This is a genomic window from Moritella sp. (genome assembly GCF_013215705.1).
In the GTDB taxonomy this organism is placed as follows: Bacteria; Pseudomonadota; Gammaproteobacteria; order Enterobacterales; family Moritellaceae; genus Moritella.
On sequence record NZ_JABSQR010000004.1, the window covers coordinates 45,589 to 71,388 of the forward strand.

Sequence of the window (25,800 nt, forward strand, 5' to 3'; positions counted from 1 at the left end):
AGACAATTATGTTAGATGGAATTTTAGCAGGCTTATCCACAGCAATCATGCCAACCAACTTAATGATGGTTATGGTCGGTTGTTTTGTTGGTACTTTTATTGGTATGTTGCCCGGTCTTGGTCCTATTTCAGCAATTGCCTTGATGATCCCGATTACCTATGGTTTAGACCCATCGTCAGGTATGATCTTAATGGCCGGTGTTTACTACGGTGCAATTTTTGGTGGTTCAACCTCATCCATTCTCATCAACGCCCCCGGTTGTTCATCCACCGTCGTCACCGCATTTGATGGTTACCCGATGGCGAAAAAAGGCCAAGCAGGTAAAGCCTTAGCACTGGCTGCTTATGCCTCATTTACTGGCGGCACCTTATCGGCAATTATGCTATTAATCGCGGCCCCCGCCTTAGCAAAAGTATCATTAAGTTTTCAATCATCTGATTACTTTGCGTTAATGCTAGTCGGTCTATCAGCTGTTGCGGCATTTGCAGGTAAAGGGCAGGTTTTAAAAGCCTGGATGATGACGATTCTAGGCTTAATGCTATCAACAGTTGGTATCGATAAAGGCATTGGTGTTGAACGCTTTACCTTTGGTTTGACTGATTTAATGGATGGTTTTAGCTTCTTATTATTAGCCATGGCAACCTTTGCCCTTGGTGAAATATTATTCAGCATCTTAAAACCAGATCCAGATATATCATCAGAAGAAAACCGCGCCTTAACTGACATAGGCAGCATGAAAGTAACCAAAGAAGAATTAAAAGAAGTTGCCCCAGTGGCAATCCGCTCTTCGATTCTTGGGTTCTTTGTCGGGGTATTACCGGGTGCTGGCGCGACAATTGCCGCGTTCTTGAGTTATGGTTTAGAGCGTAATCTCGCGCCAAAAGATAAACGCGATGAATTTGGTAAAGGCAGCATCCGAGGTTTAGTGGCGCCAGAAGCCGCTAACAATGCCGCATCAAGTGGGTCATTTGTACCGCTATTAACCTTAGGTATTCCAGGCTCAGGCACAACTGCCATTATGTTGGGTGCATTGATCTCTTATGGTGTTCAGCCAGGTCCTCGTTTGTTTATCGATAACCCTGAAATATTCTGGTCGGTGATCATCTCGATGTACTTCGGTAACGTTGTTTTGATGGTCTTGAATCTACCGCTGATCCCGTATATTTCAAAACTACTAGCCGTGCCTAGAACCGTATTATTGCCGATGATCATTTTCTTCTCAATCACCGGAGTGTATCTGGTTTCCTTTAATACTGTTGATGTATTTATTATGATCATAGTCGCAGTGATAGCGATATTTTTAAGGTTGGCGACTTTCCCATTAGCCCCATTATTACTCGGTTTTATTCTCGGTGGATTAATGGAAGAAAACCTACGCCGTTCATTAATGCTTAGTGATGGTGAGTTGAGCTTCTTATGGGAACGCCCTATCACCTTAACGTTCACTGTAATATCAGCGTTGGTACTTGTAACGCCAATACTATTAACCGCGTTGAATCGCCACCGGGTTAAACAAGCGTTATTAGCTGAAGGGAGCAATTAACACACAGCTGTATGTCTATACGGTATAAAACTAAAAACAGCGCATTATGCGCTGTTTTTTACTCACTGAATGACGAGTAATATGTGTAACCACTATCGAGACTGTTTTTTGTAGGTTCTTTCTGGGCGCCCTACCGTACCATAATTCAAATCAGCCACTAATTCACCAGAACTAATAAGATGCTCTAAATAGCGCCTTGCCGTCGTACGGCTTGCACCAATTAATCCCCCCGCATTATCAGCAGTGATATCTGCATGTTCGATAAATAACTCACGCACTTTATCCAAAGTCACACTATCAATACCTTTGGGTAATCGTAATGCCCTTGAACTGTTATTTACACTGACAGAGATCATAGAATCAACAACGTGCTGATCTAAATCATCTAAAATACCAAATTTATTTTTCTGCTTTAAGTACTTATATAATGACTCTTCTAAACGTGAAAAAATCACTGGTTTCAATATATAATCAACCACGCCACCACGCATAGCCGCTTGTAACGTTTCTGCGTCACGGTCAGCTGTAATTAGAATAACATCACATGCGTGTTGCTGTTGGCGCAAGTCACGAAGAATATCCAAGCCATTGCCATCCGGTAAATACACATCTAATAAGATTAAATCGGGTGTTAACACCTCAAGTAACGTTTCAGCTTCAGCTTTCGTGGTTGCGATACCAATGACACTTAAGCTCTCTATTTTTGTTAAATTACGACGGTGGATCTCAGCGATACCCACATCATCCTCAATGATTAATACTTTAATCGCATTAGTTGATGTCATTCGTAATATCCTTATCAGTATGCTGTTTTGGTAAAAACACCGTCATTCTTGTTCCTTTATTATCTATACTTTCCATCATTAACTGCCCATGATATTGGCTAATGATTTTATCAACAAGGTGCAAACCCACGCCTCGGTTACTTTCCGATTTACTTGATACCCCTTGTTTAATCAGTTCTTTGTGGGCAATACCTTCTGGTAAACCACAACCGTTATCTTCCACTTCAATTATTATGTCATGACCAAAATCGGAAATACTCACCGATACTTTTTTAGATGATGTTGTTGTATTAGAAACGATACAGGCATCAAAGCCATTATCAATAAAGTTACCTAATATAGTCACCAGGTCTTCGGCACGAATATGCTCAGGTAAGGTTAATAACTGTGAACCTTCATCAATGTCTAACAATAACCCTAACTCTCTGGCTCTTTCACTTTTACCCAGTAATACACCGGCAATCATAGGTTCGTGAATGGCTTCACGTAAGAATTGAATTAAGTGTTGATAACGTGCAGTTTCTTGTCCAATCAAGCTTAATACTTCATCATTTTTACCCAAATGAATAAGGCCGCTGATGGTATTTAATTTATTGCTATGTTCATGCGTTTGTGAACGTAACAAATCAGAATATTCACGCACCTGTGACAGTTGTTTAGTGAGTTCTGTAATTTCATCTTTAAGACGGAAACTTGATACGGCACCAACCACCCGGTCATCAACAACAAGCACCAACCTATTCGCCACAATCGCTTGGCCTTTAATCATCATCTCGACATTGTATTCGCTGACTTTGCTGGTCAAAATTTCGGTTAGATTGTTATCAGGTAATACTTCATCCATTTTGCGGTGCAATACATCCTTGGCCTTCACTTTAAAAATATCGCATGCACTGCGGTTGATTGAACGTAAGTAACCATTCGCATCAATACTCACAACACCTTCTTTGATAGTACTAAGCGTTACTTCTAGCTCCATATATAAGCGGCCGAACTCTTCGGGCTCAAAGCCAAATATCGCATTCTGAAATTTCTTTGCCGTAAAATTAGAGATTAATGCATTAGTAAACACAACCAGCACGACCATAAAAAGAAGGAATACGAGAAAGTGTTCGGCTTTATTTTCGATACTTGTGACTAAATAGCCAACAGAGACCACACCTATAATTTCGCCATTGTAAGCAAATATGGGGGCTTTACCGCGTACCGACTTACCTAATGAGCCTTCGGCCAGCGAAATATAAGATAAGCCTTGTTTTAGGGCTTTATCATTATCTTCCCCCTGCATTTTATGACCAAGGCGATTAGCGATAGGATGGGCATAACGTAAACTGTTTTTATCACCAATCACAATAAACGTAGCATTAATAGATGAGCGTAATAATTCGACTTTTTCTCTGATTAGCTCTGGATTTTTCGCCTCAATAGCCTCAACAACAGAAGGAGATGCGGCTAAAAACTTAGCAATACCGAGTGCTTTTTCTCCACTTTCCTGCTCTTCCCAATGCTTTAAATAAGCAAAGCCCGCAATCGATAAGATCAATAATTTAACAACACCAGACAAGGTCATGATCAGCAATAATCGGTGCCTAAAACTCAACTTCTGCCAATTAAACAAGGCGTTATTTTTCGTTAATGCAATCATGCAAGAAAAGCCGACGGTAAAAAGAATACAATTATAACATTAATCCGTATTTATAACTCGGAATTGGAATAAACCACTCGTTCACACAAATACAATTAACATTACGGTAACCTTTATTTTATTTCAACTACGTATAAAAGACTAATACCTAATGAAAAAAATACTAATTAAACCAAGATTAATTACACTAACTTAACGTTTTAGCCACAATTTATAATCAATTTGAGGTATCATGGTGATACAAACAAGAGTGCATAAAAATGCCTATTAAATACTAAAGTTAAGGATAAAGAAGTAATGAACAAAAGAAACGCTCAAGTCATAAATGAAGAAGTCTCATTTGATGTACAAGATGAATTAGTTTCTACCACTGATACCCGAGGTGTCATTACTTATGCCAATCCCACCTTCTGCCATATTGCGGGTTTTGAACTCGATGAATTAGTCGGTAAAAACCACAATGTCGTACGTCATCCTGATATGCCCGCCGCTGCATTTAAAGATCTTTGGGGAAATTTACAAGCGGGAAAACCGTGGCGTGGCGCAGTGAAAAACCGCTGTAAAGATGGTCGCTATTATTGGGTTGATGCCTTTGTCACACCCATTCACGAACAAGGTAAATTAGTGGGTTATCAGTCTGTACGTAGAAAATTAGCGCACAAAGATAAGCTTACCGCTGAACAGGCTTACAACAAAATTAATAACGGAAAAAGTTTATTTCAGTGGTATCAGCGTCCGCTCTTAAAACCCTTGTCTTTCTTTATGATCAGCGCATTGATCGTGTTCACTAGTCAAGATATGCCTTACCTCAGTGTATTATTACCATTGCTGCCTTTTATTATTTTCCATAATGAATTGGTTACAGTACCTCGCTATTTTTCTACCTTAAAGCAAAATTATGACAGTGTTTCTCGTTATGTATTCTCTGGATTAAAGCCACAAGGTATTGTCGATTTCCAATTGAAAATGGAAGAAGGTAAGATCCAAACTATTTTAGGTCGTGTTGTTGATAGCAGTCGCTCACTTGAAACGGGGGCTGATAACCTCACCGCTGCTGCCCACAGAGCGAAAGAAGGCGTTGAACAAGAAACGCTTGAGTTACATCAGGTCGCAACAGCTGTCACTGAAATGTCCTCTACGATTGCAGAAGTATCTCAAAATACCTTATTAACATCGCAAAAAGTGCAAATTGCTCATGATGATTGTGAAAGTGCAACGCAAGCGATGTCAAATACGATGACCCAAATCGGTAAACTCGCCATTGATGTCGCAGAGTCTGCGACATCAGCCAGTATGCTCTCAGAAGAAGCCAAAAAAATTAGCACTATCATGTTAGAAATTCAAGGTATTGCCGACCAAACAAATCTGCTTGCATTAAATGCAGCAATTGAGGCTGCACGCGCTGGTGAACATGGCCGTGGTTTCTCTGTTGTTGCCGATGAAGTCAGAGCATTATCAACACGCAGCCATAATGCCACTGAGCAGATCCAAACCTCAATTAACGAAATTCAACAAACGCTTGAACAGTGGTCAATAACGATGCAGCAAGGTAAAGAGTCTGCCGAGTTGTGTGTCAATGAATCTAAACGTACACAGGCAATGATGCAGAATGTCTACGGCGCTATCTCGGATATTTCGGACTTAGCAATACAAATATCCACAGCCTCAGAAGAACAAAATATGGTGTCACAAGAAATCAGTCGCAATATCGTCAATATCAGTGATGCTTCACAACACAACCTACAACAAACAGAGTTAGTTGAGCGTGAAGCAACCGATATTAACAATAACTCTAAATCACTGGCGGCGTTGGGATTAACCTTTTAAGCTGATTAAGGTCTATCTCGATGGCTTTTACCGTATAGATTTGAAAAAGGCTGTGCGGTAAAGCCGTGAGCAAAAATGCTCATAAGGATAGTAAGCGTCACAACAGCGTAAACAATATCAAAACCGCCAATATCACCGACGTTATGCACCACAATCAACACATATAAAATAGACGCGATGCCTCGCGGTCCAAACCAAGCAATAAATACACGGCTTGCAAAGTCCAAGTTGGTACCAATTAATGACACCATCACCGGCAACATACGTAACACCGTCAGGCTCAATAACGCATAGATAACCACATTTACGCTAATATCATGTAATGTTAATGGTACAAACGCTAATCCAAACAAAAAGAAGCTAATAAGTATAAATAACTCCCCTTCGCTTTCAGCAAACTCTTCAATATGTATTCGCGCTTGTTTACTGGTATTGCCAATATATAAACCGGCAAAAAAAGCAGCAATAAAACCATTACCTAATAATGCTTCGGCAAGATAAAACCCGAGAATTGCAAGGGCTATGGGGATCAGGTTTTGATAGCTTTCTTTAATCCAGTTAAATTCGATTGCTTTATTCAATAATTTAGCACCCAGATAACCCACGACACCGCCGACCAACATGCCAAAGACGATTTGTTCAGCTACATACCAAATCCAGCTATAGTCATTAGCTTTGGTTAACCCACTGGTTATCAATACCACCACGGTTAAAACGATGGGAAAAACAATGCCATCATTCAGGCCACTTTCAACGTTGATACTAGAACGAATAACTTTAGGCACTTTCGGATCGGTCACGACAGCTTTACCCAGCGCAGCATCTGTGGGGGTAAGCAGCAACGCCAGCAAGATCATGTACGTAATAGGTTGCTCTGGAAACAGCCATACAGCAACAGCAGTACCAGCGATAATAGTCAAAGGAAGGCCGATAAATAGCAATCGAGCAGGTATTTGCCATGAACGTCGCAATAATTTTAGGTCTAATAATGCCGCATCGCTAAACAACACCAGTACTAACGCTATTTCCACCAACACAGTGACAAATTCGGCATCCACTTCAACAGCAGTAATGCCGAATCCAAACGGCGAGAAAATCAGCCCCAATACGGTAAACACCATCGGACCAGATATATCAAATTGAGCGAGTTTTTTGGAGATAAAACCATAGAACAATACAATTAAAGCAATAATCAAAATAACGACATGTTCGTCCATGACTAAATCTCCGACCTAAAGTGAATTGATTTCTTTGACCATCGCGACCACTTGCTGATGGGTCTTGGCATTTATCTTTGCAGAGCAGCAATAATTTTCAATCACCGCATGTTTACGCACTAATTCGACAAACTCAGCTACCAATATTCGCGAGTCTAAAGAAACAAACATGTCTGTATCCAAGGGAGATGAGGCGGCAGGGAGTGCAAATAAAGCACCACTAGCATCGATTAATCGATCTTCTGATTCATAGTGAGGCAGACATAAATCAGGATCATTTTGCCACTCAGCTAACGACGCAATATAGATTAATTCATCTTCACCATGGTATTTGATCACTGCAGGCCACTTTACCATTTGAGTACTCCTATAATTTACTATGAGCTCACTGTAGCAGCTTGTTATTAATGTTTCAGTTATAAAATTCAAATGCTTAAGCTTAGCATTCACGCTAACAAAGCGAATGTTACCGTTAATCATACTTATGTGCATTAAACTGAGTATAATGACCTATCATTTACTTGTATATTATACAAATGTGGAAACAACCCAGTTACGAGCAAAGAATAATTTTCGCACCACCATCGATGCTATTTTAGATAATATCCATGAGCATGGTTATGCGGTCATCGAAGATGCATTCCCAGAAGGTATTATTGAAGAATTGCTTAACGATTGCCTTGAAAACCAACCAGAATTTAAACCTGCTGGTATTGGTCGTCAGCAAGACTCGCAATTAAATGCACAGATTCGTAAAGATAAGACCCTGTGGTTAACGGGTAACAGTCCTGCCCAAACTGGTTTTATGGCGCTAATGGGCGACCTTAGGCTGGAAGTAAATCGCAACTTTTTCTTAGGCTTATTTGATTATGAATGTCATTACGCGAAATACGAAATTGGTGATTTTTACCTAAAACACCTCGATGCGTTTAAAGGTAAATCAAACCGTGTATTTACCACGGTCTGCTACTTAAATACTCCCGATGCCGGAGGGGAGTTGCTTGTCTATGCCCAAGATTCAGATGATGTGATCGCACGCGTTGCACCCAAAGCAGGTACCTTGGTGGTATTTGAAAGTGAACGCTTCCCGCATGAAGTACTTGCCGCTGAATCAGCACGCTATTCAATCGCAGGCTGGTTTAGAATGAATAATTCGATGGTAGGCACTGTCGATCCAGCATCATAAATTCGAAACTGCATCAAACACCATTGGCTTTACAATAACTCTAACTCGATTCTGCCCCTTTTCGTGTTAGATTATCTACTCATTCATATTTTGTTAATGCCAGTTCGCCATATATTTTTTGATGGGAAACTACGTATTTTAATACCCTGTGCGCAATATTAGTCAGAGTCAAACAACCGAGTTTACTCGGAATCAATAACGCTGATCCTTTTGATTGATATCTGTGGCATCACAGTACCGACCAAACAAAGGTAAAATGACGATTTATTCAAAGACAGCGGCTAACTCAGTAGCTGTCTTGATATATTTAACCTCAGATATTTTGCCTTCATTTACCGTATAAACCGTAATATGATCTTCTTTTTTTGAGAACTTGTCTTTGTTACTATCATCTAATAATAAAATTGAAAATGGATATTTTCTCATTTTAGGCAAAGCAAAGAATTTGCTAATTAAACTTGGCATCCCTGATATGTCAGCCACATAATAAGTTTGGTGAGCCGCTAAAAAACCTTTGTCCTGAGCTAATAAGAAATCACGAATGATGCTGCTGGCATCTTTATCACCTGCGACAATGATATTTTTTGTATCCGCTTTGATAGTATGCACTTGGTCAAATTGATCGGTAATTTCAAAACGAGGTATCGCGTCTCCGATATTAAATGCGTGGGCGAAATTTGCCGCCAATAGTAGTAATAATACGAACAACTTATTCATTATTTTTTCCTAAATTTTTAAAAGATTGATACAACCACTAATATACCAAATTATACTATCAAATAGTAAACCACTATCAAGTTAGTCTTTAAGACAAAGGGCCGATTTCGAATCCGGCTGAGCTAGTAATGGACCATTGCTTGTTGCGACTCCATAGCAACGGCTTTAACGGACGGGTTGCGCAACGATATTAAGCTGTTGAGTTATAGAGGGAGGATAATGCATAGAACTGCAGGTCTAAGTATTAGAAAATGTACGATGAATCAAATTTATTTCACAATACATTCAAGGTCGAGCTAAGGCGCTATTGCGCGTTAGTGAGAGCTGATTGGAGCAGCCGCCCGCATCGCTAGGTTTTACCCGAACCACTCTCGCCTACCAGACCGATAATCTGGCCTTCAGGTAGATCGAGGGTGATACTGTTCACCGCCTTAAACAACTTAGTTGCGACAGGCTTCCCGTGGCCAGACAAGCCAAGCAATTCACACACAGTGCCGCACAGCTCAAGCTGACGGGGTTTGGCTTCGGCATCATGGGAGAAGCATTCGCCTATCACATAAAGCGGAACTTCACGTTCCTCTTTTAGTGTTCCTCCGTGGCTTTTATCCACATTCATACCATGGTCAGCGGTCACTATGATTTGGTAATCGGCGTTCATCCACTGCAATATATATTCAGACAAATGAACATCCGACTGACGAGCCGTATTGCGATAGTCCGCACTATCCAACCCAGACTTGTGACCGGCATCATCGATATTCATCGGATGTACCAACAGAAAATCGGGATCATGATTCCGGCGTAACCATTCCGCATCCAGATAGAGGTGACTGTCAGGATAACTGTCCTGATGATAAAAGATACCGTTCTGGATCAGCTGTTCCGGATCGTTACTAAAACGATCACGCACCGCATCATAGGGGCTACGGTTATACAATTCGCTGATCCAGTGAAACGCCGCAGCGGCGGTACTGAGCCCTGCCTGATGGGCCAGACTGAATACACTCTGCTGATTAGAATTACGGATAATCTGGTTGTGAACGATACCGCTATTAGCCGGAGCAACGCCGGTAAGAATGGCTTCATACATTGGTCGGGACATCGACGGCAGCTCAGACTGCACTTTATACAGCGTTGCTTTACCTTGCTCGGTTAACCCCTGAAGAAAACCCATACACTGCTGCGCGGTCTCGTACGCTAAACCATCCAGCACTACCAGTATTACTTTATTTGACATGCCTTCTATCCAACACATAAATTGAAATCATGGGACAGAAGATTACTGGTAACATATGAATCTAAGATGACAGATATAAGATATTTTCATGTCAGACTGATAGAATCCGTTGTTAATAAAAGTGTTAGTTATAGTGCGTCAAGGAGTTAAAATCGGAGATGATGAATAATTTTTCGGACTTGGCAGTGGTTCAATCCAAACCATTAGCCAACGATAAAGTAAACGTCTATGCGTTGCATTTTTATCAAGCTGCGGTGCCGATTGGCATAACGATGGCAATCGAGGCGATCACCAAGAGACTAGGACTATTAACAGTTAACAGTTAATAGTCCTAGTTAATAGCAACTAGCTAAGATTGGGTTTTTTGGCGTAATTCAGTCACCACTTCGCCACCGATACCCCAGTTATCGGTATTCACTTCATCAATCACTACGACGGTTGTTTTCGGATTTTTCCCCAATACATCCACCAACAATTGTGTCGCACCTGCGATTAACTGGGCTTTTTGCTCTTTCGTTACTTGCTCATCGGTGATTTTAATATTGATATACGGCATAACGTTAGCTCACTTTGTAACATGTTGATAATTAGATAACTTAGTCAGGCTACCATGTTTAAATTTTGCACCTTTAAATATAACAATTTCTATTAAGTGAAGACAATAAAGATGGTGCATGATTGAGAAAATTTCTGATTAAAAACCAAATTAGCATATTATATGATGGATGGATTAATCGTCAGATGTGATCGATAACTTGTAGGTTCTTAATTTGGTGATATCATCTGTATAAATATATTTAAGGTATAATAAGTTATGACACAAGCAAAAATGAAATTTGCCATCGATGATGGTTCAACCAACGTTAAAATTAGCTGGATCGCCAAAGGGATTGTACAAAGCATCACCTCGCCGAACTCATTCCGAAAAGATTGGAAGAGTGCTGCATTATTGAATAATAGTAAAATCTTCAACTATCAAATTGGCGCAACGAAATATACATTTGATGCCACGTCCGATAAAGCATTGTCTACAACACATGTTGCTTATCAATATGACGATCTAAATCTGCTTTCAGTACATCATGCATTATTACAAACAGGTATGAAGCCGGGTCCGATTAGTATCCTTGTGACTCTGCCTATTATTGAGTATTACAATGCCGAAGATTGCCAGAAGAACGAAACTAATATTGAACGTAAAAAACAAAACCTAATGCGTGACATCAGCTTAAATAAAGGTGAGCTGTTTGAAATCATTGACGTTGAAGTATTACCTGAAAGTCTGCCCGCGGTATTAACTACCTTGATGGATTCCGGAGTGAGCGAATTTACTAAATCACTGGTGATTGATTGTGGTGGTACGACTTTAGACATGGGCGTCATTGTGGGTGAATTCGAAGACGTATCTGCTGTTTATGGTAATCCAGAAATCGGGGTATCTATGGTCACTGATGCAGTGCGTAAAGCATTGGCTGCGGCAGACAGCGATGCAAGCTATCTTGTGGCAAACGAATTGATTAAACGTCGTAAAGATCGCGACTTTGTCGATGATGTGATTAATGACGTAAGCAAAGTGGATTGGGTTTTAGGTAAAATTGAAGATAAGATTACTGAGCTAGGTGCAGCTGTTGCTTATGAAGCAAAAACATTCACCAAGAATCCAAACCGCGTATATTTAGTGGGTGGCGGTGCACTGTTAATTGAACAAGCAATTCGTGACGTTTATCCAAGCCTTGGTGACAAAGTCATTTTGGTGCCATCACCACAAGAAGCGCTATCGCGTGAAATCTGTTGTTATCATGCTGCTGATGAAATCACTGAAACAGACGAAGCAGTGGCATAAAAGGATAACAAATGCAGATTAAATGCAGTTTTACCCTTGAACCTGAGATTTATGAGCATCATCGCGATGCTGCAAGCAGCCTGCGTCAATGGAAAAAACAATTACAAGCATCAAATGATAATGTGGAAATTGCACGTGAAAGAGTAAATAACTTTCACCGGCAGATTTATCTTTCTGGACTGTATTTGCATAATTTAGCACCCGAATTACCGCTGATTTTATCGCAAAACTTCACTCAAAATGTGGAGTTAAAAACATTTGTTAACTTGTTAGCCGCAGTTGGAGTAACTGCAGATATCACGACTGCAGCGCCAAGTCCAACAGAGGCTATATTATCTGAACAGCAATGGCAAAAGCTGACGGGCTTAGTTAGCGATATCAAAACTCAGCAAAGCCAAGTCGTCGAACAGCAAAATGTGACAGCAACACCCGACGATGCGTTATTGTTCACCTTACAGCAAAATCAAACCAAGGCCTTAGCGCAATTAAAAGCGATTCGCAGCCAGATTGATAAATTGAGTAATGGTGGAATGGTGTCAGTTGAAAAAGATGAAGTGCCTGATCTTGATGATCAACTCGCTAAAGCAAGTCGTGTGAAAGCGAAAGGTTTATGGTAGTAAGAACATTAAGATTATAACGTCATAATTAAGTATTTTCATGCTACGTCAGTAACAACAAAGGTTGATATTCCTCAGGGATATCAACCTTTTTTATAACCACGATTAATATACTCGCCGCGGTACGCACACCACAACGAATTTAAAATTAGATCATATATTTATTTTATTCTTACGGTCATAATGCCATCATCCAACCTTGAGATAACAGACTTAATTTATACTTAGTCATTCGTCGAATCTGTTGTTTTTTATTGGCCGATTGCTTTTATTGGCAAAGTACTTTTTATTAGTAAAATACTGAGTATTAGCAAACCAAACACCAATACTCACCGTTGCCATAGCAATGATTAAACTTACTTTAACAGGTTCATCAAATAAAAATAATGCACTCACACCAGCAATAACCGGTACCATCGCCATCATAGTGCCCATGTTCGCCGCACCAATAATCTGCACAGCGCGCACATACAACAGCATTTGAACTATCGTCGCCATGAAACCTTGATAAAAACTTTGCAGTAAAATGTCACCCCACAATTCTGACATTCCTAAACTGATATTTTTGGGTAACCAAAGTAAGTAAATCGGCATATAAATAGTACAAGTGATAATGGCCAAACTCGCGGTTGCTTGCCATGGCGTGATCTGCCAACGACTCAGTAATACTGAAAATATGCCCCAACAAAACGCAGCACCAGCCAGGCTTAAATGACCAATCGATAATGTTCCCTGCGCTAAAAATTCTTGTAAAAATAGCACCGCAATACCCGATGTTATCACCGCAACACCAAACCACTTACTCCAAGCGTGCTTTTGCTTGTTAACCACAACCGATAAGACAATAATCATCACAGGAATCAAGCCCGGTAGCAGTACCGCTGACTGTGAACCAGGAGTCGTTTCAAATCCTTGAAAGGCAAATAACGCATATCCTAGGCCACCAAACAGGCTACAAATAATGAACTTGGGTTGCCATAATTTGAACCTAAATTTAAACCACCAGATTGGGAGTACCAAAGCCGCACAGGTTGCATAACGAATAGCGATAACATCATAGGACAATAAGGGACTGATCCCACCCATACGTGACACTAAAATAAACCCCGACCAAATAAGCACGGCCCCAAATGCAGCCAAATAACCTTGGCGTGTTGAATTATCCATAATCGATTCCTAACTAAACTTATGAATTGGAGTATAAAAGCAATATACTGTTATTAATAATGAATTATTATGAATCCATCTTTCTCATTTGAAGAAAGTAATACAGTATAACGTGGAGATATAAACAGTGGAATTGTCTGACCTTACTATTTTTTGTGCTGTAGTCGAAATGGGCGGGATAAGTCCTGCAGCACATGCATTAAATCGTGTACCTTCCAACATTACATCACGAGTCAAAAAGTTAGAAGCTGAGTTAAATACCGATCTATTTATTCGAGAAAAAAACCGGTTAAGGCCTTCCCCTACCGGTGAACAGTTTTTTACCCACGCTAAAGAAATTCTCGCCATGGCAGAGTCAGCGGTACTACAAATCAATAATACGACACCATCTGGCAGATTACGCTTAGGCAGTATCGAAGCTGTCGCAGCATCTCGGCTATCTAACGTATTAATGGATTTTCACCAAACCTACACGGAAGTCGAGTTAGAAGTAACGACCAGCCCTACAGGTACACTCATCGAACAGGTTATTGATGGCCAATTAGACTTAGCACTCGTGTCCGATCCTCCCCAAGATCAACGGCTGCAAATAACGCCGGTATTTAGCGAGACCCTAGTGCTGGTTTCTAGCTTGCGTAATGAGGATATTAATTCACCATTAGACTTAGGACATAATCCCACGTTGCTGGGTTTCTCAACCCAATGTGTCTATCGCACACGCTTAGTCAACTGGGTGAAACAAGCAGATCTGCACCCCAAAATTGTGGAAATTAACTCCTATACGGCGTTATTAAACTGTGTAACAGCGGGTATGGGGGTTGGTTTTGTGCCAGAAAAATTATTGACGGTATATCCATTTAAAGACGGTATTAAAACCCATCCTTTACCGACCGCGATAGGTACTACAACGACTAATTTAATTTGGCGCAAGGACTCGGTAAAATCCAGTATGGAAGCATTTAAGAACATATTAATGGCAATATCAAATATTTAGTTTAACAATGAAAAATTATTTTATTGCTTTATACTGCGATGAAATACTGTGTTTTCCGTACTTCAACAAGGACAATCAATGAGCCTGCTGCTTATATCGTTACTTATCATTATCTGCCTATTATTACGTTTTTTTAACTTTCATCGCACCAAGTCAGCCGTATTATGCTGCACAATTTTGCTTACAGTGCTTATCAGTATCGGGGTCGTTCCAAAATATTTATTGGATAAATTACAGTAAGATTATGTAGCGAAAACCCCGATTCATTGGCAGGACAATAACGCTATTATCTTACTGGGTGCCGGCCTCGAAAAAGTTGGCGATACTATTAATAATGTTGATAGTATTGAACCGCCCTTCCATGCTTTTAGCCGGATCTACGAAGCGGCAAGACTTTATAATGAATGTATTGACAGTAATCAACAATGTAAAATCATTGTAAGCGGTGGTGATACCAAAAAACTGGGTGATACAGAAGCTGCAGTTTATAAAGAACGCTTAGTGTCTATTGGTATTAATGCCGTTGATATTATCACCGAACCAAACAGTCTTAACACATGGCAGAATGCACAATTCACCAGTGAAATACTCCGCAAAGGCGATTTCGACAACTGCGTTTTAGTCTCATCTGGATTACACATCAAACGTAGCCAATTGTATTTTGAACATTTTGGTGTACGTGCGACCCCAATCAGAGCGGATTATATGTCGGCAAGCATATCATTCATCCCACTTGGGTATAACTTTGCACTGACTGATTTTGCATTACACGAATGGATTGGGTTTTGGCGATATGATATCTACAACATGATTGGCGCAAATCAAAAGCGCACTAATGCGGGTGACGCCTAGTTAATGGTCTAACGTTAACCTAGATACTTAGCACAAAAGTGATAACCAAGGTAACGCGCAACAAATTAAATAATGCGAGGTACCTTCGTATTTAAAATAGATAAACTTAGTACGGCCAACGACCAGTGCGTTTAAGCCTGCGAGTCACCAAGTAATGATAATAGCGAGCCAACATAGGTTTGAGCAGTGGCAGGCCGATGAGGTAAGCCAAAGGTCGCAGCAACAACACCCGCAGCATCAGCTCAATATAAGCATCAAGTTCAGCAAGAATGCGACCGTCACTGGTTTTAACATGCAGCTCAGTTAAAGCTTTTATCGGATCAATACCCAGCGCTAGCAATACCTGCTCTTGGCCAGTAATATCAAACCAATATACCTGTTTTGCGTTACTGCCTGCCAATTTCAGGTAATTATCACGGTCTTTCACACAACGCGGGCAGGCACCATCAAAATAAACCGTGAGTTGAATACCATGATCACCCACACATACCACCAATTATATACAATACCACCTTAATCATAGCCTGTTATAACAGCCATAGCATATGCTTATTTAGTCTGCGAACCCGTAACCGGTAGCTGTAACTCAGTCCAAACATGGTGAGCGAAACCCGCACCCGCTTCTTGATATATGTTATAAACAGGATTAACCCCAAGTGCTCTCAGTTCATCTTCATCACTCTTAAAATGTGCCAATGCAGCAACTTGGAAACTACAACGATCCATTTTATGTAACTGCTCTGCGGCATAATGATTACCGTGATGATCTGGCATCGCTAATAACACCAATTTAATGTTATCGGTCATCTCCAGTTTATTCCAAAAATCAGTATCAAGCGCATCGGCAGTGATCACGCGTCGACCGACTTCACAATGATCTAAGGTCTTTTGGTTATTATAATCAAGGCCTAATACCTTATCACCATACTGGGATTTCAATTCATCATACGCACCAGCACCAATTCGACCCATACCCATCACTAATATTTCGGCATCGCCAAGCGACACGGGACGATCATCAATGTGTAAATCTGATGCTTGGAAACGCGCTAGTTTACCGGTAAAGCGGCTATAGATATCATCAGCATACTTATTAAGTAACGAGGCAATAACAAAACTGATCGATACCGCCAATGCAGTAATAATTAACCAGTCCTGCGATAACCAACCTTTATAAGTCGCTAACGCCGCCACAATCAAACCAAACTCACTGTAGTTTGCCAACGAAAATGCCGCAAATAGTGACGTACGAGCACGTAATTTAAATTTAGTCAGCGTAAAGAAATACAAGGCAATTTTACCAAACAATAAGACCGCTAAAATACCGGCCACAAACAAGTGATCAACCGTCGGCAGTCCACCTAGCCCAATGCTGAGGAAGAAACAAACAAGCAGCATCTCTTTCATGTTAAATAAAGACTTTGCCATCTGTTTGGCACTGGGGTGACCCGCTAATAACATACCCGCAATCAACGCACCCAAATCCGCTTTCATACCCACCGATTCAAACAACCCAGCGCCAAGTACCAGCGAAAGGAAAATACCGTACAGAACCAACAGTTCACCGTGACCGACTCGGTCTAACAATTTAAACAACAGTGGTCGAATTAACGGTAATACTAATAAAATAACAGCAAACAACGACGGGATCTTACCAACTGATACCGTTAAAAATACCACGGCGAAGATATCTTGCATGATCAGAATACCAATCGCGATACGGCCATATAACGAGTTTGTTTCACTCTTTTCTTCTAGGATTTTTACTGCAAATACCGTACTAGAGAAACTTAAGGCAAAGGCAACCAGTACCAATGAGAAAGTATCGAGGTTAGTAAAGAAGGTTAAGCCAACCTGCTTTAAGATAAATAACACTACTGCATAAAAAGCAATGCTGGCAAAAATATGCACACTTGCCCCACCCCATACTTCAGCCTTAAACAAAGTACGTATATCTAACTTTAAACCAATAGAGAAAAGTAACAGGGTTACACCGAGATCCGCAAATGTCTGTAGTCCTTCAGTCGCTTCAAAACCATAAAAATTAAGCGCAAAGCCCGCCAATAAGAAACCAACCATAGGTGGCAACCCGGTGAGATTAACAAGCATGCCAAAACTGAATGCGGTGGCAATAAAAAGTAAAAGAGTCGTATCCATTAGCGATGGCCTATATGAAGTGAGCGAGCTACTGAGAAAATCCAAATAAAGTATTTATCATCAACAAAACAATAGTAGCTATTGTTGCTGAATTAAAATATTAAACATTAAATTAGTTTACTAATTTTAAGATAATTAATGGCATAGAACAATCTCTTTATACTATATAGGTATTAGTTTTATATTACATATAACGAATACCTATACCTAAGCCGTAAATAAACATAACAAAAAACATATATAACGTTTGACACATATAACGAGTTGTACATATACTTAGAACATAACAAAAATCATATATGGTGAGACAGTATGGAACCGACACAACTTTTTAAAATTCTTTCTGACGAAACCCGTCTCAGAATTTTAATGTTAATTGATATTGAAAAAGAGCTTTGCGTATGTGAATTAATCACCGCTATAACAGCAAGTCAGCCAAGCATTTCCCGTAATTTATCTCAACTCCGTAAGTCTGGTTTATTAGTTGATAGAAAGTATAAACAATGGGTGTTCTATGCTATTAACCCTCAATTACCGGAATGGCAAAAAGCCATTATAGATCTTAGCGCACAACAAAATAGCAACTTAATCAGTACTGATATACAACGACTTAACGATATGGGGAAACGCCCTGAAAGAACACAACAACACTGCGAGTAGGAACGAACATGGGTATATTTGAACGGTATTTATCAGTATGGGTAGCACTTGCTATCACCACTGGTGTGATTTTAGGCGCTTGGCAACCAGGCATTTTTCAGTTCATTGCAGATTTAGAAATTGCACATGTTAACTTAGTTGTCGCCGTCTTTATCTGGATAATGATTTATCCAATGATGGTACAAATCGATTTTTCAGCCATTAAAGATGTCGGCAAAAATCCCAAAGGATTATTCCTCACCGTATTCATTAATTGGATCATTAAACCCTTTACGATGGCTGCTTTTGCCTGGTTATTTTTTAAAGTGTTTTTCGCTGACATGGTCGATCCCAGCTCTGCACAAGAATATATCGCGGGGATGATCTTACTCGGTGTCGCGCCTTGTACTGCAATGGTATTTGTTTGGTCACAACTAACCAAAGGGGATGCAAATTACACCTTAGTGCAAGTGTCCGTGAACGATATTATTATGGTGTTTGCATTTGCTCCTATCGCGGCATTCTTACTGGAAGTCAGTGATATCAATGTGCCTTGGGAAACCTTGTTATTCTCTGTTGTGCTCTATGTCGTCCTGCCATTAATTGCAGGTATCCTGACACGTAAGAGATTAAATAAATCAGCTGACAAAGCAGCAGTTCAGCATGCACTAGCGAAACTAAAACCTTGGTCTATCTTAGGCTTGCTCGCCACGGTTGCTTTATTGTTTGGTTTTCAGGCTAACACTTTGCTTAACGATCCTAAGACCATTGTCCTCATCGCTATTCCGCTGGCATTACAGACATACATGATCTTTGCGATTACTTTTTTCGCTGCAAAACGCCTTAAACTACCGCATAACATCGCAGGTCCGGCTTGCTTAATTGGCACCTCCAATTTCTTTGAGCTCGCTGTCGCCGTTGCTATCTCGTTATTTGGTCTACATTCTGGCGCGGCACTTGCCACTGTAGTGGGGGTGCTCGTCGAAGTACCGATTATGCTATCGCTCGTCGCCATTATTAATCGTAGCCAAGGTTCTTTTAACTATTCAAAGCCTTAGTGACTAAACTTACGTTAATAAAAAGAGTAATCTACGCAGTAATGAAATAAACACATAAATTGAAATAATTTGTATTTTGGAGAACGAAATGACTATTAAAATCGGTATCAATGGATTTGGCCGTATGGGTCGTCTAGCAATGCGTGCAGCCTTTAATTGGGATGATATTGAGATTGTACAAATTAATGATCCTGCAGGTAATGCAGAGACGCTGGCACATTTACTTAACTTTGACTCTATTCACGGCCGCTGGGAACACCAAGCTGAATTTCTTGGCGATCAAATGATCATCGCCGATCGTTTTATCCCTTGTACTCGCAATACAGCCATTTCCGATACTGATTGGTCACAGTGTGACGTGGTACTGGAAGCATCTGGGAAAATGAAAACATCCGCGCTGCTGCAAGGTTATTTAGACCAAGGTGTTAAGCGTGTCGTTGTCACAGCCCCAGTCAAAGAAGAAGGTGTGTTAAACATTGTGATGGGGGTTAATGATGATCTTTACAACAAAGACCTGCACCCGATTGTGACCGCAGCATCGTGTACTACCAACTGTCTCGCGCCAGTGGTTAAGGTATTAAACGAAAAAATAGGCATTAAACATGGTTCAATGACCACGATCCACAACATCACGAATACTCAAACCATTCTTGATGCACCACACGCTGATTTACGTCGAGCCCGTGCTTGTGGAACGTCATTGATCCCAACAACGACAGGCTCTGCAACAGCCATTACCAATATCTTCCCAGAATTAACCGGTAAGTTAAACGGTCATGCTATCCGAGTGCCATTAGCAAACGCATCACTCACCGATTGTGTTTTTGAAGTAGAACGTGAAACAACAGCAGAAGAAGTGAACAGTTACTTTAAGCAAGCGGCAGAAAACGAACTTAAAGACATCCTTGGTTATGAAGAACGCCCATTAGTATCAGTTGATTATAAAACCGATCCGCGCTCAAGCATTATTGATGCCTTATCAACGATGGTTGTTAATGGTACCCAAGTAAAAATATATGCTTGGTATGACAATGAATGGGGTTATGCAAATCGTGCAGCTGAATTAGCACGTATGGTCGGTCGTTCAGACAAATGATAAAAGCGTTAGCGGGTATTTCGCCACAAATAAAACAATATCTGATCATTACCGGTAATTATTGGGCGTTCACCTTAACGGATGGCGCATTGCGCATGTTGGTTGTGCTGTATTTTCACCAGCTTGGTTACAGCCCGATTAATATCGCTATGTTGTTTGTGTTTTATGAAGTGTTTGGCGTCATCACCAACTTAATTGGTGGTTGGCTAGGCGCACGGTGGGGGTTAAATAAAACCATGAACATTGGTCTGGGGATGCAAATTGTCGCCTTGATGATGTTAACCGTACCCGCTGATATGCTTACCGTTGTTTATGTGATGATCGCACAAGCATTATCCGGTATTGCCAAAGACCTGAATAAGATGAGCGCCAAAAGTGCCATTAAACTGCTGGTACCAAAAGGCAGTGCTGGTAGTACTAACAAATTGTACCAATGGGTCGCGGTTTTAACGGGATCTAAAAATGCGTTAAAAGGCGTAGGCTTTTTCTTGGGTGGTGTACTGCTCACCACATTTGGCTTTAAAGGCGCCATTCAGCTCATGGCGGTAATGCTATTATTCGTCTGGATTTGGAGCTTGTGCAGTTTAAAATCCGAACTCGGGAAAGCCAAAAACAAGCCTAAGTTTACCGAGATTTTTTCTAAAAGTAGCTCGATAAACTTACTTTCTGCAGCGCGGTTGTTTTTATTTGGTGCCCGAGATGTGTGGTTTGTGGTTGCCATGCCAGTGTTCTTAGCAACAACCTTTAATTGGGACCATTGGTGGGTTGGCGGCTTTATGGCGAGTTGGGTTATCGGATATGGCATGGTGCAGTCTATCGCTCCGCGCTTCACCGGTAAATCACCATCACCAAGATCAGCAGCACGATGGGCAGGTTATTTAGCCATTATTCCAGTGTTGATCGCCATTGCACTGCATTATCAATTCTATGTGCAATTCTCGATTATCGTCGGCTTATTAATCTTTGGCGGCTTGTTTGCTATCAACTCATCACTGCACAGTTACTTAATTGTGAGTTTCGCCAGCAGTGACCGCGTATCAATGGATGTTGGCTTTTACTATATGGCTAACGCAATGGGACGTCTGATAGGTACTGTATTATCGGGCTGGGTATTTCAAGTTTATGGCTTGGAAATGTGCTTGTGGATCTCCGCGTTATTTATTGCTACTGCGGCGGTTATTTCGTTACAATTAGACCACCGAGCCACAGGCTAAGCAACTAACATAACTTGGCAATAACACAGGCTGTTGCCAAGTTTCTACATGTAAAGTGATCAATCAATTCATCACAAACGGCGCTATACCGATTAATCGTTGATGTAAATACATAGCAAACACACCGTAAAAACCAAGTCCCAACACCACAATAATCACATCGTTCATAAGAGCACGAGGTAAATGATGTACCAGTCGTGAGCTACGCTTTTTCATTGAAATTCTATCCACCACAGCCCAAATTAAAAACGCCCCAAATAAGATCACATCAGCCAACATGCCATTGACTAATAGATGACTTACCGCCCACAGTTTCACGGCTATTAACTGCGGGTGTTTGGTCATCGCACGGATCTTACCGGGGAAATAAGGCGCAATAAACAAAATAAAAACAGGCAACATTAATAATGCACTCACATGCCCTAACCAAGGTGGTGTTACATATAACAACGTCGGTGCCAGTTTGGCTTGTGCGTAACCTTGAACTATGAGAAAAAAACCTATTAATGCAATGATGCTATAACCCGCTTTCCAAGCCAGATGATTTTTTTCTATTTGCCGATTACGGAAATCCAGGGCAAAAATTGAAATAGAATGCATCCCCAAAAACAACAACAGACCAATAATGAGTAGTGTCATATTCTAGATTCCTTAATAAATTGAATGTGAAAAATTAAGTAATGAAGTGTTTGAGTGCATAACTTAGTATTATAGACAAAAATATGGTTACGTTAGTATGACTGATACTGCTTAGCGTGACCGAACAAGCCAAGGGCCAATGTATTTAGCGCCGGATAAGATAATCGAAAAATGATTTTCATCCTGCAACATTTTTATTTCGTTACGATCTTCACCTGCATTCTCTTGCGCAAACGCGATTACTTTTACAGCATCAAAAGCTTCGTCTTGAGCCCCTATCCATAAACCAAATGGGGCGATATCAGCTAACTGCGAATCAGGTGAACGCGGCGTTAATGCATTAGCCATATTGACCGTATTAAACGTCACTATCTCTGGGTTATTTTTCAATACTTGCTCAGGAAAATGAAATATCACGGCTTTATCGTGCCCCGCAAGCAAGCCAAAAGACACCGTATTAAGTATGAACTTAGCTGTCTTGACGCTAGAGAATTTCACGCGTTCACTCTTATCAGCATCGTGATTAGTTTCTGATTTATAGCCAAAATAAGGCGCAAGAAACACATAACCGTCAATCTCGGCACGTTGCTGCCAGCTCGAATAGTTTAATGCCAGTCCGGCACCACTTGAATGACCACCAACAAAAATAGGTTGTTGCGGATATCGGCTTCTTGCTTGTTGTACTATGGTATTTATATCAGCCCAGACTTGTTCTTTATTTGGCGCATCACCGCGGGCGCCTTCAGAGCCGCCATGACCACGGATATCAGGCATATATACCGCGATATCAAAGTCATCGCGTAGACCCACACCAATATGATGATAGGACAGCCCGCTATGTGCACCACCACCGTGTAAAAAGATCAACACGGCTTGCGCTTGTTGCGGAAAATAAGGGCGATAAGCCAACAACAGGCCATCTGTTGCTTTGACATATTGGAGTGAAGATAACGGCTTTTTATCCGCTGCTTTTAACGCTGACAGCGAGAAGAAATCACTGGCGCTTGTCATCGGTGGAGACATTAATAGAAGAGTGAAAATCAGTGTTTTTATCATCCGACCGCCGCACCATGCACAACTTGAAAATGCTCTAATACCAGCACCATGTCTTCATTGGCTTCGATCTTGATCTCATTACATTCACGCGCAAAGAAATCCCAATGGGCAGCGCGCCACCAATCAAGCGTTTGATCCCCCTCACCTTCAGCATAAGCAAATTCGGCCGTAACGTCCGAGTATTTACATTCACTCACTGCCGTTATCTCGACGATTGACGTTGGTTCACCGTGCCAGTCTGTCACGACAAGCAGATGTCCTGTTTGTGGCATCACTTCTTCGCCAGAATCATACCAATACTTCATACTGCAAGTGGCGGTTTTGATACCCTTACTAATTAAATCTGCACACAGATTGGCATTGATTTCATCCGCGCAGAAGTAGTCGGCACTAAATGAGGTATAACCTTTACGCTCCGAATCAGTTAATGTGGCTAAATACTCATTAAGATAATTTTGCGTTCTTTTTTCCATACTGGCTCCGTTATATTTTAATAATTTCCTTTACTATCAAGCACCTTTACTTGTTGTTTGTTTCAACATGATAATCAGCGCTTCTCATCGAGTATATTGTTCTTCATAACTGCAAACAAGGTGCTAGTTCAAAGTTATTCAAATTGTATTTACCGGTATAACTGACGTATTTATTTCCTATTCACAGAAGATCTAAACTGAACATGGATTATTATCACTTTACTGCTAAGGTTTAGGTATTCTAAAACCATTATTTCAGCGTGGCAGTCGGCGTCTACATGGTTAAACCCGCAAACGCGAAAGAGTATATTTCCAAAGCACAAGTAAAAACACCCTATCAAGCGCCAATACCAGGTTTGCAAGGCAAAGAGATGATCGTTAAAGTGAAATAAACAATGATAACTAGCGATCTAATTGTTTATTCTAAAATATAACTCTATCGTCATTATCTAGTCACCAATACTTATTCACCTATACCTAGGCCGTCATATGATTATCGATTTTGGATTACAGAGTTTAGTTCGCATAAATAGACACCTACGCATTGGCAAGACCATCCGAATACCAAAATCACTAGCGACAGTGACGAGCATCAAACATACCGATGAAGTAGACCCCGTATCCGTCGGCATGACGGAAGAAGGGGTGGAATCGATCTGGCGTTCCGTTGAAGAAATTTACCGAACAGGTACCCATCCCGCTATTTCATTGTGCTTTCGTCGTCAGGGTAAAGTTGTTTTAAACAGAGCCATTGGTCATGCAAGTGGTAATGGGCCAAGTGCAACAGATAATAAGATCCAAAAGCTAATGCAGCCAGAAACGCCTGTTTGTTATTTTTCGGGTTCCAAAGCCATCACCGCCTTTTTGATCCATTTATTAAATGAAGATAAGCTCATTGATTTACACGACCCAGTGAGTTTCTACCTGCCTGAATTTGGCCAACACGGTAAGCAAAATATCAGTATCCATCAGGTTTTATCGCATCGCAGCGGCATGGCACAGATGCCGGATGCACTGCATATCGACTCGCTTGCAGATAATGATGAAATTTGGCAGCACTTGTGTGCAACTAAGATCCCAGCGGCACAAACAGGCAAGCTTGCTTATCATGTGCTCACAGGGGGTTATATTTTAGAGCGTATAATCAACAAAGTAACGGATATGAGTATACAAGAATTCCTCGATATACGTGTTCGTAAACCAATGAAGATGAAATACTTTCGTTATGGATTACCCCCAAAACAAGCCTGTGATTTGGCAGACAATTATGCAACCGGATTTAAGCCTGTATTCCCGATTTCGACCTTGATTAAACGAGCGTTAGGCGGATCCTTTGAACGCGTGGCAAAAACAAGCAATACCGCAATGTATCATAATGCCATCATTCCATCGGCTAACTTAATGGGGACAGCGGAAGAAATGGGACGTTTTTATCAAATGTTATTAAATGATGGTATTTGGGAGGGGACACAAATCTGTCAGCCAATGACAGTGCGACGATTAACCCGAGAATATGGTTCGCTAGAATGTGATCGCACCCTGCTGATCCCAATGCGCTACAGCGCTGGACTCATGTTAGGTGGCGAACCACTAGGCCTGTGGGGATCACACAGTGCGCAAGCCTTTGGTCATTTAGGTTTAATTAATAAACTGCTGTGGGCCGATCCAGAACGTGATATTTCAGTGTCGTTACTCAATACGGGTCTACCGCTGATCGCGAACAATGTTCCCTCATTAATTAACTTTATGGCGAGTATTAATGCACATTGTTCAAGAGAAAATAAGCAATGTTCTGAACAGTCGTTAGTCACATAAAGACGGCTATTTATGTCGTTAT

26 protein-coding genes are annotated in these 25,800 nt (G+C 40.9%); 13 read left to right on the plus strand and 13 right to left on the minus strand.

The annotated features are described in order from the left end of the window. The first annotated feature begins 8 nt into the window (after nt 1-8). Nucleotides 9-1,544, plus strand: a complete 1,536-nt coding sequence (locus HRT96_RS00570; protein ID WP_293150724.1) for a tripartite tricarboxylate transporter permease — start codon at nt 9-11, stop codon at nt 1,542-1,544. A 92-nt stretch (nt 1,545-1,636) separates the two neighbouring features. Here HRT96_RS00570 and HRT96_RS00575 read toward each other — a convergent pair whose 3' ends face one another. Further along, nucleotides 1,637-2,329, minus strand: a complete 693-nt coding sequence (locus tag HRT96_RS00575; protein WP_293150727.1) for a response regulator — start codon at nt 2,327-2,329, stop codon at nt 1,637-1,639. Continuing rightward, nucleotides 2,316-3,974, minus strand: a complete 1,659-nt coding sequence (locus HRT96_RS00580; protein WP_293150730.1) for a sensor histidine kinase — start codon at nt 3,972-3,974, stop codon at nt 2,316-2,318. The genes HRT96_RS00575 and HRT96_RS00580 overlap by 14 nt, the downstream gene beginning before the upstream one ends. Nucleotides 3,975-4,271: 297 nt before the next feature. Between HRT96_RS00580 and HRT96_RS00585 the strand changes: the two genes are divergently transcribed. After that, nucleotides 4,272-5,801: a methyl-accepting chemotaxis protein gene (locus HRT96_RS00585; RefSeq protein WP_293150732.1), complete on the plus strand. Its 1,530-nt coding sequence runs from the start codon at nt 4,272-4,274 to the stop codon at nt 5,799-5,801. A 5-nt stretch (nt 5,802-5,806) separates the two neighbouring features. On the opposite strand, the gene HRT96_RS00590 is transcribed toward HRT96_RS00585, so the two are convergent. Continuing rightward, nucleotides 5,807-7,018, minus strand: coding sequence for a cation:proton antiporter (locus HRT96_RS00590; protein ID WP_293150734.1), 1,212 nt, complete (start codon nt 7,016-7,018; stop codon nt 5,807-5,809). Between the two features lie 15 nt (nt 7,019-7,033). Continuing rightward, entirely contained in the window at nt 7,034-7,375 is a 342-nt protein-coding gene (locus HRT96_RS00595) for a DUF4144 family protein (RefSeq protein WP_293150737.1), read from the minus strand. Between the two features lie 148 nt (nt 7,376-7,523). Between HRT96_RS00595 and HRT96_RS00600 the strand changes: the two genes are divergently transcribed. After that, nucleotides 7,524-8,204 carry a 2OG-Fe(II) oxygenase gene (locus HRT96_RS00600; RefSeq protein WP_293150740.1) on the plus strand — a complete coding sequence of 227 codons (681 nt, stop codon included), beginning with the start codon at nt 7,524-7,526 and terminating at the stop codon, nt 8,202-8,204. A 264-nt stretch (nt 8,205-8,468) separates the two neighbouring features. On the opposite strand, the gene HRT96_RS00605 is transcribed toward HRT96_RS00600, so the two are convergent. Both HRT96_RS00605 and HRT96_RS00610 read right to left on the minus strand, forming a co-directional pair. Then, the gene (locus HRT96_RS00605; RefSeq protein ID WP_293150743.1) at nt 8,469-8,921 is read right to left on the minus strand and encodes a hypothetical protein; all 453 of its coding nucleotides are present in this window, start codon (nt 8,919-8,921) and stop codon (nt 8,469-8,471) included. 349 nt (nt 8,922-9,270) lie between these two features. Then, nucleotides 9,271-10,158, minus strand: a complete 888-nt coding sequence (locus HRT96_RS00610) for an alkaline phosphatase family protein (protein WP_293150746.1) — start codon at nt 10,156-10,158, stop codon at nt 9,271-9,273. Nucleotides 10,159-10,316: 158 nt separating this feature from the next. Here HRT96_RS00610 and HRT96_RS00615 point away from each other — a divergent pair, with 158 nt between their 5' ends. Next, nucleotides 10,317-10,484, plus strand: a complete 168-nt coding sequence (locus tag HRT96_RS00615; RefSeq protein ID WP_293150749.1) for a hypothetical protein — start codon at nt 10,317-10,319, stop codon at nt 10,482-10,484. Nucleotides 10,485-10,507: 23 nt separating this feature from the next. Here the strand turns inward: HRT96_RS00615 and HRT96_RS00620 are convergent, their stop codons facing one another. After that, nucleotides 10,508-10,714 carry a 4-oxalocrotonate tautomerase family protein gene (locus HRT96_RS00620; RefSeq protein ID WP_293150752.1) on the minus strand — a complete coding sequence of 69 codons (207 nt, stop codon included), beginning with the start codon at nt 10,712-10,714 and terminating at the stop codon, nt 10,508-10,510. Between the two features lie 258 nt (nt 10,715-10,972). Between HRT96_RS00620 and parM the strand changes: the two genes are divergently transcribed. Beyond that, a complete protein-coding gene (parM, locus tag HRT96_RS00625) occupies nt 10,973-12,001 on the plus strand; it encodes a plasmid segregation protein ParM domain-containing protein (RefSeq protein ID WP_293150755.1) in 1,029 nt (342 codons plus the stop codon). Nucleotides 12,002-12,012: 11 nt separating this feature from the next. Then, on the plus strand, nt 12,013-12,618 hold the full coding sequence (locus HRT96_RS00630) for a hypothetical protein (RefSeq protein WP_293150758.1): 606 nt from the start codon (nt 12,013-12,015) through the stop codon (nt 12,616-12,618). A 228-nt stretch (nt 12,619-12,846) separates the two neighbouring features. Here the strand turns inward: HRT96_RS00630 and HRT96_RS00635 are convergent, their stop codons facing one another. After that, complete coding sequence (locus HRT96_RS00635; protein WP_293150761.1) at nt 12,847-13,785, minus strand: DMT family transporter; 939 nt, start codon at nt 13,783-13,785, stop codon at nt 12,847-12,849. A 127-nt stretch (nt 13,786-13,912) separates the two neighbouring features. On the opposite strand from HRT96_RS00635, the gene HRT96_RS00640 reads away from it, so the two are divergent. Both HRT96_RS00640 and HRT96_RS00645 read left to right on the plus strand, forming a co-directional pair. After that, nucleotides 13,913-14,779 carry a LysR family transcriptional regulator gene (locus HRT96_RS00640; RefSeq protein WP_293150763.1) on the plus strand — a complete coding sequence of 289 codons (867 nt, stop codon included), beginning with the start codon at nt 13,913-13,915 and terminating at the stop codon, nt 14,777-14,779. Nucleotides 14,780-15,073: 294 nt separating this feature from the next. Continuing rightward, nucleotides 15,074-15,631, plus strand: coding sequence for a YdcF family protein (locus tag HRT96_RS00645; RefSeq protein WP_293151372.1), 558 nt, complete (start codon nt 15,074-15,076; stop codon nt 15,629-15,631). Nucleotides 15,632-15,737: 106 nt separating this feature from the next. Here HRT96_RS00645 and HRT96_RS00650 read toward each other — a convergent pair whose 3' ends face one another. Together HRT96_RS00650 and HRT96_RS00655 are read right to left on the minus strand one after the other, a co-directional pair. Further along, nucleotides 15,738-16,115 (minus strand): thiol-disulfide oxidoreductase DCC family protein, encoded by a 378-nt coding sequence (locus tag HRT96_RS00650; protein ID WP_293150765.1) that lies wholly within the window; start codon nt 16,113-16,115, stop codon nt 15,738-15,740. A 65-nt stretch (nt 16,116-16,180) separates the two neighbouring features. Further along, nucleotides 16,181-17,788 (minus strand): cation:proton antiporter, encoded by a 1,608-nt coding sequence (locus HRT96_RS00655; RefSeq protein WP_293150767.1) that lies wholly within the window; start codon nt 17,786-17,788, stop codon nt 16,181-16,183. 312 nt (nt 17,789-18,100) lie between these two features. Here HRT96_RS00655 and HRT96_RS00660 point away from each other — a divergent pair, with 312 nt between their 5' ends. The 4 genes from HRT96_RS00660 to arsJ all read left to right on the plus strand — a co-directional run bounded on the left by HRT96_RS00660 (nt 18,101) and on the right by arsJ (nt 21,795). Next, complete coding sequence (locus HRT96_RS00660) at nt 18,101-18,448, plus strand: metalloregulator ArsR/SmtB family transcription factor (RefSeq protein ID WP_293150769.1); 348 nt, start codon at nt 18,101-18,103, stop codon at nt 18,446-18,448. Nucleotides 18,449-18,456: 8 nt separating this feature from the next. Then, nucleotides 18,457-19,485: an ACR3 family arsenite efflux transporter gene (gene arsB / locus HRT96_RS00665; protein WP_293150771.1), complete on the plus strand. Its 1,029-nt coding sequence runs from the start codon at nt 18,457-18,459 to the stop codon at nt 19,483-19,485. A gap of 88 nt (nt 19,486-19,573) precedes the next feature. Then, the gene (locus HRT96_RS00670) at nt 19,574-20,581 is read left to right on the plus strand and encodes an ArsJ-associated glyceraldehyde-3-phosphate dehydrogenase (RefSeq protein ID WP_006031859.1); all 1,008 of its coding nucleotides are present in this window, start codon (nt 19,574-19,576) and stop codon (nt 20,579-20,581) included. Next, nucleotides 20,578-21,795 (plus strand): organoarsenical effux MFS transporter ArsJ, encoded by a 1,218-nt coding sequence (gene arsJ / locus HRT96_RS00675; protein ID WP_293150777.1) that lies wholly within the window; start codon nt 20,578-20,580, stop codon nt 21,793-21,795. Before HRT96_RS00670 ends, arsJ begins: the two co-directional genes overlap by 4 nt. Nucleotides 21,796-21,858: 63 nt before the next feature. Here the strand turns inward: arsJ and HRT96_RS00680 are convergent, their stop codons facing one another. The 3 genes from HRT96_RS00680 to HRT96_RS00690 form a co-directional block, all read right to left on the minus strand. After that, complete coding sequence (locus tag HRT96_RS00680; protein ID WP_293150779.1) at nt 21,859-22,434, minus strand: NnrU family protein; 576 nt, start codon at nt 22,432-22,434, stop codon at nt 21,859-21,861. Between the two features lie 111 nt (nt 22,435-22,545). Continuing rightward, on the minus strand, nt 22,546-23,490 hold the full coding sequence (locus HRT96_RS00685) for an alpha/beta fold hydrolase (protein ID WP_293150781.1): 945 nt from the start codon (nt 23,488-23,490) through the stop codon (nt 22,546-22,548). Then, nucleotides 23,487-23,963 (minus strand): ASCH domain-containing protein, encoded by a 477-nt coding sequence (locus tag HRT96_RS00690; protein ID WP_293150782.1) that lies wholly within the window; start codon nt 23,961-23,963, stop codon nt 23,487-23,489. The genes HRT96_RS00685 and HRT96_RS00690 overlap by 4 nt, the downstream gene beginning before the upstream one ends. Before the next feature lie 489 nt (nt 23,964-24,452). Here HRT96_RS00690 and HRT96_RS00695 point away from each other — a divergent pair, with 489 nt between their 5' ends. Then, nucleotides 24,453-25,778, plus strand: a complete 1,326-nt coding sequence (locus HRT96_RS00695) for a serine hydrolase (RefSeq protein ID WP_293150783.1) — start codon at nt 24,453-24,455, stop codon at nt 25,776-25,778. The last annotated feature ends 22 nt before the right edge of the window (nt 25,779-25,800 follow it).